General features: G+C 46.4%; 11 protein-coding genes. 4 read left to right on the top strand and 7 right to left on the bottom strand.

The annotated features are described in order from the left end of the window. Nucleotides 1-42: 42 nt before the first annotated feature. Nucleotides 43-1,680, bottom strand: a complete 1,638-nt coding sequence (locus tag GWR21_RS20750) for a tetratricopeptide repeat protein (RefSeq protein WP_162333598.1) — start codon at nucleotides 1,678-1,680, stop codon at nucleotides 43-45. A gap of 291 nt (nucleotides 1,681-1,971) precedes the next feature. On the opposite strand from GWR21_RS20750, the gene GWR21_RS20745 reads away from it, so the two are divergent. Together GWR21_RS20745 and GWR21_RS20740 are read left to right on the top strand one after the other, a co-directional pair. After that, entirely contained in the window at nucleotides 1,972-2,325 is a 354-nt protein-coding gene (locus GWR21_RS20745) for a carboxymuconolactone decarboxylase family protein (RefSeq protein ID WP_162333597.1), read from the top strand. Between the two features lie 101 nt (nucleotides 2,326-2,426). Further along, the gene (locus GWR21_RS20740; protein ID WP_162333596.1) at nucleotides 2,427-3,461 is read left to right on the top strand and encodes a 2-oxoacid:ferredoxin oxidoreductase subunit beta; all 1,035 of its coding nucleotides are present in this window, start codon (nucleotides 2,427-2,429) and stop codon (nucleotides 3,459-3,461) included. Nucleotides 3,462-3,541: 80 nt separating this feature from the next. Here GWR21_RS20740 and GWR21_RS20735 read toward each other — a convergent pair whose 3' ends face one another. Continuing rightward, nucleotides 3,542-4,183: a LysE family translocator gene (locus tag GWR21_RS20735; RefSeq protein WP_162333595.1), complete on the bottom strand. Its 642-nt coding sequence runs from the start codon at nucleotides 4,181-4,183 to the stop codon at nucleotides 3,542-3,544. 110 nt (nucleotides 4,184-4,293) lie between these two features. Beyond that, nucleotides 4,294-5,826: a GH3 family domain-containing protein gene (locus tag GWR21_RS20730; RefSeq protein ID WP_162333594.1), complete on the bottom strand. Its 1,533-nt coding sequence runs from the start codon at nucleotides 5,824-5,826 to the stop codon at nucleotides 4,294-4,296. A gap of 157 nt (nucleotides 5,827-5,983) precedes the next feature. On the opposite strand from GWR21_RS20730, the gene GWR21_RS20725 reads away from it, so the two are divergent. Further along, a complete protein-coding gene (locus GWR21_RS20725) occupies nucleotides 5,984-6,757 on the top strand; it encodes an inositol monophosphatase family protein (protein ID WP_202928971.1) in 774 nt (257 codons plus the stop codon). A gap of 16 nt (nucleotides 6,758-6,773) precedes the next feature. Further along, nucleotides 6,774-7,808, top strand: a complete 1,035-nt coding sequence (gene thiL / locus GWR21_RS20720; RefSeq protein WP_162333592.1) for a thiamine-phosphate kinase — start codon at nucleotides 6,774-6,776, stop codon at nucleotides 7,806-7,808. An 82-nt stretch (nucleotides 7,809-7,890) separates the two neighbouring features. Here thiL and GWR21_RS20715 read toward each other — a convergent pair whose 3' ends face one another. The 4 genes from GWR21_RS20715 to GWR21_RS20700 all read right to left on the bottom strand — a co-directional run bounded on the left by GWR21_RS20715 (nucleotide 7,891) and on the right by GWR21_RS20700 (nucleotide 11,939). Further along, nucleotides 7,891-9,564: an ArnT family glycosyltransferase gene (locus GWR21_RS20715; RefSeq protein WP_162333591.1), complete on the bottom strand. Its 1,674-nt coding sequence runs from the start codon at nucleotides 9,562-9,564 to the stop codon at nucleotides 7,891-7,893. A 21-nt stretch (nucleotides 9,565-9,585) separates the two neighbouring features. Next, complete coding sequence (gene nagA, locus GWR21_RS20710; RefSeq protein WP_162333590.1) at nucleotides 9,586-10,692, bottom strand: N-acetylglucosamine-6-phosphate deacetylase; 1,107 nt, start codon at nucleotides 10,690-10,692, stop codon at nucleotides 9,586-9,588. A 69-nt stretch (nucleotides 10,693-10,761) separates the two neighbouring features. Further along, the gene (gene gloA2 / locus GWR21_RS20705) at nucleotides 10,762-11,145 is read right to left on the bottom strand and encodes an SMU1112c/YaeR family gloxylase I-like metalloprotein (RefSeq protein ID WP_162333589.1); all 384 of its coding nucleotides are present in this window, start codon (nucleotides 11,143-11,145) and stop codon (nucleotides 10,762-10,764) included. After that, nucleotides 11,145-11,939, bottom strand: coding sequence for an amidohydrolase (locus GWR21_RS20700; protein WP_162333588.1), 795 nt, complete (start codon nucleotides 11,937-11,939; stop codon nucleotides 11,145-11,147). Before GWR21_RS20700 ends, gloA2 begins: the two co-directional genes overlap by 1 nt. Nucleotides 11,940-11,988 lie beyond the last annotated feature (49 nt).

Here is an 11,988-nt window from a genome sequence, read left to right as displayed (position 1 = left end):
ATCAAATTTTCCAGGAAAGTAAAGTCAGGAAGGTTATGAACGCTATAAGCTTTGGATAAAGGCGGTCAGGCTATCCCCCTGTTGAAGGTTTAGCTTCTTTCTGAGCCGGTACCTTACTACACGCAGACTGTCAGTGGAAATCCCGAGAAGAGTGGCGATGTCGTTTGACTCCAGGTTCATTCTGAGCAGGGCTACCAGACGTAAATCGTTGGAAGTGAGCGTATGGCAGTATTTCTTAAGGTTATCGAAGAAGGTCTGATGCACCTGTTCAAAGATGTTGCGGAAATCCACCCAGTACTGGTCGTGGTTGAAACTATGGTTAATTTGGGAGAGTAGTTGCTTGAGCTGTTTCTTCTGGTCGCGCTTATCATCCCTGATCATTTCATCCAGGCGTGTACGCAGCTCTTCCAGCAGCTGGTTCTTCTGGATCAGGTGGAGGGTGTGGGTGGTCAGTTCCCGGGAACGTACTTCCAGTTCTTCCTTCAGTTTACCCTCTTGTAACTGTTTGGTTTGCAGGGCCGCTTCCATCAGTACCCTCTCTGTTTCAAATGTCTGACGGTGCTGTGTGTTCAATATCTGTTCGTTGCGCAGCTTCAGGCGTTGCCGGCTGATGATCAGCACCCCCATGACCACCAGTAACAGTACCACAATAATGATAGCCACCGTCATGATACGGGTGGTTTTACGGGCATTTTGCAACCGTTCTATTTCATTGTTCTTCTTTTCGATATCATATACGGACTGTAGTAAAGCGACCTGCTTACTGTTTTCGTCGGAATAGGTTTCCAGCAGATGCTGACGGCTGAGTTCCAGGTAGAAATAAGCACTGTCGTTCGTACCAGCCAGGTGATGTGCCTTGGCGAGATCGCGGTAGGCACCTGCCAGTTGGTGTTGCTCATGCAGTGCAAGCGACAGTAGGAGCGCACGACGGGTCAGCGCAAGTGCCTCAGCGTAGTGACCGGTTTTCCGGGATACATCTCCCAGGTTATTATAGATCTCAATACGGGCCAGGTCTTCACCTGCAATAATATTGAGATCCAAAGCTTTATTGAAATACCAGGCAGCAGAATCGTATACGGCCAGATCTTCATAGATACTACCAATATTTTCGTAGATCTTGGACATGCCCTTCTTATCGTCTGCCAGCAGATAGGTGCTCAATGCCAGTCGTTGATAGAAGAAAGCGCTGTCGTAATGCTGTTCTTTTTCATGAAGGTGACCGATGAGACCATAGGTCAGGGCAATACCCGGCGTGTTATGTACGGCGTGGTATATCTCGAGGGCCTGTTCATACTGACCGCGGGATAATTCCGGCTGCTTATTATAATAATACAGCATGCCCACATCGTTCAGGTTACCGGCCAACTGAAGAGCAGCGTGTTCTTTGCGGAAAATGCTGATAGCCTGCATGTGATAGTCAAGTGCCTGTGGCAGATGCCCCAGATGGAAACAGATCTGCCCCATCTGAGAGAGACAGCTGGCAGCAGCAAGCTGATCTTTCTTTTCGATAGCCCTGTTATAGGCATTCTTCAGTTGCAGGAAGGTAGAGTCAGGTTTTATCTGCTCATAGTCGTCTCCATCGAATTGTTGAAATTTTGAGAGCTTATCGCTTTGAGCAGGAAGATTGCCGGACAGTAGTCCGCCTAAAATCAGCAGTAAAAAGAAACGCATCACAAACATAATCAGCAGATAAAGCGCAAAGAAAAGGCTTGAATGTTATCTTATTGTTAAGCGGCGGATACTTTCCAGGATCATTTTGCTTGAAATGAGCATCGGGGCGGGAGACAATGTCAGCATCACTTCTTGTTATGAGCAATAACCAATGGTTATTCAAAGTCACATAACACGCTCATTTACAATACAAATGCAAATCAGCACTTTTCCTGACCAAAGACATAGTCTACTGAACAAGTAGATTGATTAATATTTGCGAATCGTTTCATAGCTTTAAGGTGTGTAAACAACAATAAAATGGCAGACGAGATAAAAGCATTCAACGATTACCGCGCTAAAATGAATGAGGTAATCCTGGGCAAACAGAATAAAGTCATTAACCGTTTATTTAACCTTGATACAAATACTTACGCTGAGGGTGCATTGAGTACCAAAGTGAAGGAAATGCTGGGATTGGTTTCATCGATGGTACTCCGCTGTGATGACTGTATCAAATATCACCTGGGTAAATGCCACGAACAGGGTATTACTACAGAAGAAATGTATGAGATCTTTGCCGTAGCCAACATTGTTGGCGGTACTATAGTAATACCACATACCAGGAGAGCAGCCGAGTACTGGGAAGAGTTATTGCAACAGGAACAGGCATAAATAACAGGGGGAAACAGAAGTATTCCTTATTGCGTAAACCGCGAAGGGCAACAATTCGTAACTTTGCCCACCGTTTTTTTCTTTTTCTTTAAAATATTCAGATGTCAACAGCTACCATAGCTCCGCAGGCGTTAACGGCGAAGGATTTTGCAACGGACCAGGAAGTGCGCTGGTGTCCGGGTTGCGGAGACTACTCTATATTAAAACAAGTACAGACAATCATGCCCGGTCTGGGCATTCCAAAGGAAAACATTGTGATCGTATCGGGTATCGGTTGTTCCTCACGTTTTCCTTACTATATGAACACATACGGTATGCACTCGATCCATGGTCGTGCTACTGCTATTGCTTCAGGGCTGAAAGCAGTACGTCCTGAACTGAGCGTTTGGGTAGTGACCGGCGACGGCGATGGTCTATCCATCGGTGGTAACCACACCATTCACCTGCTGCGTCGTAACTTCGATATCAATGTGATGCTGTTCAATAACCAGATCTATGGTTTGACAAAAGGTCAGTACTCTCCTACTTCAGAAGAGAACAAAGTGACGAAGTCTACGCCATTTGGTAGTATTGACCATCCGTTCAATCCGCTGGCGCTGGCGCTGGGAGCAGATGCGACCTTCATTGCCCGCAGCATGGACCGTGATCCTAAACATCTGCAGGAAATGCTGAAACGCAGCCATGCGCATAAAGGTGCTTCTTTCCTCGAGATCTACCAGAACTGTAACATCTTTAATGATGGTGCTTTTGAGGTATTCACTGAGAAAGGCAGCAAACTGGAGGAAACGATCTTTGTTGAACAGGGTCAGCCACTGATCTTCGGTGCGCAGAAGAATAAAGGTATCCGCCTGGATGGTTTAAAACCTGTGGTTGTGGAACTGGGTGGTGAATACAGTGCTGAAGACCTCTGGATACATGATGAGAGAGATTTCTATAAAGCACAGATCCTGACCCGTATGTTTGACGATCCGCGTATTGAAGGTCATCTGCCACGTCCATTTGGCGTGTTCTACCAGGCTTTCCGTCCTACTTATGAAGACCAGCTGAACTTCCAGACAGAAGATGCCCTGGCTAAAAGAGGCCCCGGCGATCTGGATAAACTGCTGGCTGGTAAAGAGACCTGGACTATCAGATAAGCAAATTACCACCACCAATAAAAAGAAAAAGCCATCCCCTCTTCGGCGGATGGCTTTTCTTTTATACGAGTATTTTTGTGTTAATGTCCGGTTATACCAGCAGGATCAAATAATACCTTGTAAAGTAATATTACCCCAAACAGGATCAGGCTTACCCCTGCTATCTTATTCAGCCACACTACATTACTCAGTGTCAGCTTGTGCCTGATCTTATCAGCTACAAATACCTTCAGGATATCAGTAGACAGTACCCAGGCCAGGCAGGTGAGGTACATGACTACACGGTGACCGACGGTGGTGGAACTATTGGCTACAGACACACCCAACCAGAAGATGATCACGCCCGGATTCAGGGTGTTCATCAGGAAGCCGGCCAGCCATATTTTCAGATAGTCATGTGTGCGGAACATCTCAGGACGCTCATCGCCGGTACTGATCTTCACTTTCTTAAAAAGCAGGCCGTAGATACCCATGCCTACGAGGAGTATACCCCCGACGATGCCGATGTATTGTTTGTATTCTTCAAGACCGGTAATAAAAGACGTAGCCAGATTGCCCGTCAGTACAAAAAAGATATCACTGAATGATACTCCCAAAGCGAAGCTGACCCCTGCCTTAAAACCGTTGTTAATGCTATATTTTATAATGGCAAAGATGACAGGACCTACTGAGATCGAAAGAAAGAGGCCCAACACCATGCCCGCTGCCAGTGCTGCTATCATGCGCTACAAAATTCCGTTACCGTTACTCTTACGGCTATCCTTAATTAAAAAAGGGTAACTTTTATTGGTGAAAGTTACCCCTCTTTTTATTAATAAAATCGTTAAAATTCTTAAACTGACTTCACGCTCAGGAATTGCTCCCAGTCCTTCAGCTTTTCGCCTTTCAGTACACGTGGGAATTTATTCATAGCGCCTTCCTTCCCCTTTGCTCTCATATAATCAATGAAAACCTCATTGGGAAGTACCTCTACAAACAACTCTTTCAGTGCTGAAGTTCTTTCTACTGCGTAGTCGTCATTCACTTCGCTAAGCGTCTGATCGATGATCTCACGTATACGGTTGGTGTCGACGTTCACATCATCAGTACCAATGTACCAGCGGTGTGCGAACAGGCTCTGATAAGGGAAACCAGCTACCGTGAATTCCTTAATGGTAATACCCATCTTCTTCTGCACCATATCGATCGCCTTATTCATGTTGTCGATACTCATATGCTCTCCGCACAGGCTGAGGAACTGTTTCGTACGCCCAACGATGACGATCTCGTGTTCTTTCACAGAAGTGAATTTCACCACGTCGCCGATCAGGTAACGCCATGCACCAGCACAGGTAGACAACATGACAGCATATTCAACGTCTTCTACTACTTCGTGGATCATGTAAGCCTTTGGATTGGCCTTCACTTCTCCATCAGAAGTAAAGTTCTCTTCATTGAAAGGAATAAATTCATAGAAGATACCTGTGTTCAATACCAGTTTGATACCTCTTACACCTGGTCTTGCCTGGAAACCGAAGGAACCTTCGGAAGCCATGTAAGTCTCGATGAAGTTGATAGGCTTACCGAGTAATTTCTGGAAGCTATCGCGGTAAGGTTCAAAAGATACACCTCCGTGAATATATACAGCCAGGTTTGGCCAGATTTCATGAATGTTCTTTACACCATGATATTTGATGATCTCGGCTAGTACGATCTGTACCCATGCAGGCACACCACATACGGTACCCACATCCCATTGTTTCGCCTTGCGCACGATGAGTTTGATACGTTGCTCCCAGTTCGGTTTCTGGGAGATATTACCACCTGGTTTATAGAAGCGTCTGAACCAACGGGGAATATTCTTCGCCTGGATGCCGCTCATATCACCTTCATAATAATCACCTTTCTCATAGAGAGCGGTGGTACCACCCAGCATCAGAATACCTTTGGCGAAGGACTTGGGAGGGATATTGAAGTTAGCCATGGAGTAAAGCTGCTTAACGCCCACTTTCTTGACATTCCTCAACATGTCCTTGGTTACCGGAATATGTTTACTGGCCGATCCCGATGTACCGGAACTCAGCGCAAAGTATTTTATTTTCTCAGGCCAGCTGACATTCGCCTGTCCTTCCAGGCATTTGTGCCACCATTCATCATGCATCTTATCATAATTATGCACGGGGATGGTCGCGCGATACTGCGCCATGATATTCGGACTGTTCAGGATTTCCTGAAATTTATAGTGCTGCCCGAACTGCGTCTCCTTCGCCTTGCCCAACAATCTGCGTAATACCTGAAGCTGGTATTGACGAGGTGTCCCTAACTTAAATGTGAATTTCTTCCTGATGCGCAGTGACCTGGATATAAGATTACCTAAAATGGCCATTAATTTTCCTTCTCATTTATTAGCTGCAAAAATACGCCGATTTTAGATTGCGACGGCCGGAATTTGAATTACTTGTATCTGACCGCTGGCAATCTATCACAAACATATTAACAAAAACGATATGGTTAGAAAAAAAATTCCCGCGTACCTTTGCCCCATGTTAAAAGCAACCCTACTCAAAGCAGCAAAAGCCGGCGGAGATGTTCTACAGCAATACTTTAATGGCTCTTTCGAGGTATTGAGCAAAAGCTCAGTAAATGACCTTGTTACAGAAGCGGATAAGAATGCAGAGACTGCCATTTTCAGTGTGATCAGGGAAAACTTTCCCGACCACTTCATTCTGAGTGAAGAATCAGGAGAACTGGTATCTGACTCAAATGTCAAATGGATCATCGATCCACTGGATGGTACGGTGAACTTCGCGCATGGTATCCCTATCTGCTGTGTATCTATCGGAGTAGAGCAGGATGGAGAAATGATACTGGGAGCGGTTTATAATCCGTTTCTGAATGAATTTTTCTTTGCTGAAAAAGGACAGGGTGCTTTCCTGAATGACAAGCGTATACAGGTATCCGCAAAAGCGGACATCAAAAAAGCCTGTATGGCAACCGGCTTTCCTTATACATGGGGAGAATATACACATAGCCCGGCAGAAATATTTGAGTATTTTATTAAACAGGGCCAGCCGGTACGCCGTCTCGGTTCTGCTGCCATTGACCTGTGCTGGGTAGCCTGTGGCCGCTTTGACGGTTACTACGAACACAGCCTGAATGCCTGGGACGCAGCTGCTGGTTTTCTGATTGTGGAAGAAGCCGGCGGGAAGGTGACCGATTTCAAAGGCAACCGCTATTCTCCTTATCAACGTACACTGATAGCTACCAATAACCTCATCCATGAGCCACTGGTAGATATTGTAAACGGTAAATACTGATCTAATATCATATACCATGAGCGAAGAAAGAACAGAGATTAACTCCCTCGGGGAGTTCGGACTGATAGAACTGCTTACAAAAAATATAGAAATACAACAGGCAAGCACGATTCTCGGTGTAGGCGATGACGCTGCTGTTATTGATCATTTCGGACGCCAGACAGTAGTCTCTACCGACATGCTGGTAGAAGGTATCCACTTTGATCTGATGTATACCCCGCTGAAACACCTGGGTTACAAATCAGTCGTGGTGAACCTCTCTGACATCTATGCAATGAATGCAACACCTACGCAGATCACGGTGAGCATTGCCTTTAGCAACCGCTTCTCCGTAGATGCACTCAGTGAGTTCTACGAAGGTGTGTATGCTGCCTGTGAGAAATATGGCGTAGACCTGATAGGGGGCGATACCTCTTCTTCCAATAAGGGCTTCATCATCAGTGTTACTGCTATTGGTGAAGTAGCGCCGGACACATTCGTTAAACGTTCTACTGCCCAGAAAGGAGACCTGCTTTGCGTATCTGGCGATCTGGGTGCTGCATTCCTGGGGCTGACGCTACTGGAAAGAGAGAAAAAGATCTACCTGGAAAGTCCTCAGCTGCAGCCCGACCTGGAAAACCAGACCTACATTATCGGTCGCTTGCTGAAACCGGAAGCACGCCGCGATATCATTGAGTTCCTGCAACAGCAGGATATACAACCCACCTCCATGATGGACGTGAGTGATGGCCTCAGCTCTGAAATACTGCACATCTGCAAACAAAGCAACCTGGGGGTGAGACTGTACGAAGAGAAGATCCCTATTGCTAACGAAACGAAGGAACAGGCGCTGAAATTCAGTCTGGACCCAACCGCGGCAGCGTTAAGCGGTGGCGAGGACTATGAACTGTTATTCACCATCAAACAGGAAGACCATGATAAGATCGTGCTATCTGAACAGATCAGTGTGATCGGTTATATGACAGATATCAGTGAAGGTGCACATATTTTCACCAAGGGTGGGAATAAGTTCAAGCTGGTATCACAGGGGTGGAATGCATTCCAGCAATAAGTAATTCGCCGGCCACAGCCGGTTATATTAAAATGGCGTATCAATAGTGATTGATACGCCATTTTTCGTTCTTATTAGCTTGTTATTTCACTTCAACCAGCACGGTCTGGCTATTATGCGTCGGCGGTAATATGCCTGAGAACACACAGAATTTCAGATGATAGGTGCCCGGTTCATCCGGCATAGTCACTTCCATGCGGATCAGGCGGCGGTCAATAGCCCTGCTGACAGTAAGGTCGGATTTCACACCACTCTGTGCTTCCAGGAACGCATAACCCAGAACAGCTTCATGTTCCTTATCCACCGGTACCGGACCATTATACCCATTTTTCAGATGCAGTATAAAAGGCATGCGCTCTCCTCTTTTTACTGTTACCTTCTGCATCGCAGTCTCTAATGTGAGCAGCGTGTAAGAATAGTAAGGATCCGCACTATAGGCATTCCATGCTCCTTTTACAGTATTAAAGCTGTTGGAGAAAGGCAGCTTGTTGTCTGGCGTGAAAGTGATCATCGCAGGCTTGCCCCATAACTGTTTTTCCGTATCCCAATAGTTATACTGGTTCCTGCGGTTGTACCGGTTATTGATCACATAAGCCAGCTCACCGCTATAGAACATATATTTCGAAGGCCACTGATAACTGTTGATAAACACTACCGGCCGACCAGCAGCCTGTCTTTTCATTTCAGCCGCCCATGGTTTATTATGATGGATCTCCGGACGAACAGTCACCGCCGGCATAAAATCCCATACCATGTATACTCTCGTCACTGCTACCAGAAAGAGGGTGAATACAGCGAGGTAAGGCAGGACCCGCAGCGACCATTTCAGCGAACGTTTTCTGCGTACAGACTGATGAGCCAGTATCAGCGATGGCGTGAACAGCATGACAGTCCAGTTTGACTCCACCCTTCCTTTGAAAGTACTGATCAGGAAGAATGCCAGTACCCCAATTACACAAAATTTCAGTGCGCGCTCAAATGTATTTTGTATTGGGCATACAAACGCATAGTATAATATGAGCCAACCGGCTATGGGACCGAATAACAGCAACTGTCCCAGGATATACTCCATCGTATAACTGATACTGTAACTGCTGGCGTTCCGCTCTAACAGATGGTATTGCAGCGAGGGGAAATTATGTGCATACTGCCAGTAAAGATGCGGCATGAACAGGATAGCAGTTACGATACAGGCTACATAGAACTTAAAGACCCGCAGCAGGTTCAGGTTAGAGATAACAGTGAAGCCTACAATGAGAATACCATGGTACTTACTGTAGAACATCAAAGCCATGCTCAGCGCGAGTAATAGTGTATTCTTCCAGGTTTGCTGTTCCAGGAAATCACGATATACCAGGAAGAACAGCGCAGTAAAAAAGATCAGCGGAATATCGGGTACGGCCAGCATTCCTCCCAGTTGCATTGCGCCCATGACACACAGCAGCAGATAAAACAGTTTGTTATCTTTGCGGGGGATCAGTTTATCAGTAATAACCAGCGTGAACAGATTCAGTACGATCATTCCCAGGCGTACCCCGAGTTCATTGTGGAACAGCGCATATCCCATTTTGATCAGCAGTGCCACCATCGGCGGATGATCAAAATACCCCCAGTCGAGGTGGCGGGAATATACCCAATAGTAGGCTTCATCATCCATTAGCTCGGTAAACCCGGCCTGGACCAGTGCAAGTAAAAGCCATATCAGGAAGAAAAGGTTCTTGTACTGGTTTTTCTTAAAGTATTGTATGATGGCCATGCGAGTTTGAAGTTGAAACCGCTAAGATAACCCAATTAACTGTTTCAACTCCCAACTGGTATCCAATACCACCATTGCCGCCATATACCCTGGCGCTATTTTACCTAATTCATGAGACAGGCCTGCCACATTCGCCGCATACAGAGATCCCATACGCAGGGCTTCTTCTGGTAGAATACACGCTTCCTGGATACAGTTCTTTACCCCTTTATGCATGGTCAGTTTAGAGCCGGCCAGCGTACCCTGCGCATTCACATACCGGTCCGTCTCCTCTACGTAGATGTAATCTCCCTCCCTCGCTTCTACTACAGCGTCAGTGATCAGGAAAAGGCGTTCTCCCATTATTTTATGACTGATGCGCAGTGCGGCAAAGTCCACATGTATACCATCAGGTACTATGCTGGAATGTACAGTAGGATGATCATAGATGGCGCCCACAAGACCGGGAGCACGGTGTTGGAAAGGCGACATGGCATTAAAGAGGTGTGTGGCGGTGGTAATACCGTCATTAAAGAACCTGCAGGCAGTAGCATAATCAGCATTACTATGTCCGGCAGAGACCAGTACTCCAGCTTCCTGTAAACGCTTTATCAGGGATGGGTCACAGCATTCAGGTGCAAGTGTCATCATTTTAATGATGCCTTCACCCTCTGCCAGCAGTGCATCAATGTATGCAGCTGTTGGCTTTACAATGTAATGCTCAAGATGGGCGCCCTTCTTTTCCACATTCATGAAGGGGCCTTCCAGGTGTAGTCCCAATACTCCTTTTCCTCCCTCCTGCCAATACTGGCGTACAGCGGCTATAGCTCTGCTGATTACTTCCCTTGAATGCGTGGGGATGGTGGGCATAAAGAAAGCAGCGCCACCGGACTGACAGTATTCATATGTCGCCTTTAGGGTCGCTGTATCCGGTGTAAGTGGGAACAGCCGGCCATTACCACCATAGATCTGCAGATCTATAAAGGCCGGAGCCAGTATATCGCCCTTCAGATCAATGAGTTCAGCCGCTTCAGGCACCTGTACCTGCGGAACTACCTGTTGGATGCGGTCATTCTCTGTGATAACGGCATAGCCGTCCAGCCATAAGTCACCGTTGAAAACACGGGTGTTGATATAAGCCCTAAGCATTGACAATGTTTTTAGTATCTATAGGATAACAGGCAAAGTCAATACCAAATGGTTTCTCTTCACCTGTTTTTATGCTTCATATAGCTCCAGCGGCAATCCGTCAGGATCCGTAAAGAAAGTAAATCGTTTGCCTGTGTAAGGATCAACACGTACAGGTTCTGGCGTTACGTTACATAATTCCAGGTGGGCAACCACCTCGTCGATATCATCGACAGTGAAAGCCAGGTGTCTTAATCCAGCGGCCTCGGGGCCACTGACTCTTGAAGGAGGATCGGGAAAGGAGAACAATTCGATGACATAGGTCCCGTTCAGTTCCAGGTCCAGCTTGTATGACTGGCGTTCAAGCCGGTAAACTTCGCGGATGATCTTCAGACCGAGTACTTCTGTATAGAAACGCTTACTTCGTTCGTAATCAGAACAAATGATAGCAATATGATGTACGCCCTTCAACATTAAAATATCTGGAATTTATCAGCATCCTTCAGGAACGGGAAATTTTTCCTCACTTCATCGAGGCGGGCGCGTTCGAGTGTCGTTGTAAAAATATCTTCATCATGTGACTTGCGATAGATGATCTCACCGAGTGGATCTATCAGGCTGGAGTCGCCACTATGATAAATGTTATTGCCATCATTACCTACCCTGTTCACACCGATAGCATAACATTGATTCTCGATAGCACGTGCATGAATCAGTGTTTTCCAGGGAGTGCTTCTCCGCTCAGGCCAGTTGGCCACGTTGATCAACACATCGTAGGCAGGAGCATCTGTCTCAGGTGAGATAGCATTTCTGGACCATACCGGGAAACGGAGATCGTAACATACTGTCAGGCACACTTTCCAGCCCTTTACAGAAGCGATCAGGCGTTTATCGCCTGCCTGGTAATGTTCATGCTCCCCACCGAAACCGAACAGGTGACGTTTGTTATATGTGCCGAACACACCATTGGGCTGCATCCAGATCAGGCGGTTCCAGTACTGGCCATCTTCTTCTATGATCAGGCTTCCCGTGATGATGATGTTCTTTTCTGCCGCCTTCTGCTTCATCCACTGTACAGCGGAACCATCCATCTTTTGCGCCAGTCTTTCGGGAGCCATACTAAAGCCTGTACTAAACATCTCGGGCAGGACCACTACTTCGGTCCTTTCCTTGATGGAATTGATCTTTTCATCGAACATGCGAAGATTCTCTTCAACGTTTTCCCAGTGCAGGTTGGTTTGTATTAGCGTGACCTTCAGATCTGACATATATAATTCTAATTAGGAATTTGATAATTTGGGATCAGGAATATTGGCT

The organism is Chitinophaga agri, from assembly GCF_010093065.1.
In the GTDB taxonomy this organism is placed as follows: domain Bacteria; phylum Bacteroidota; class Bacteroidia; order Chitinophagales; family Chitinophagaceae; genus Chitinophaga; species Chitinophaga agri.
The sequence above is the reverse complement of the archived record's forward strand: the minus strand, read 5'-3'. Positions and strand labels throughout refer to the sequence as shown.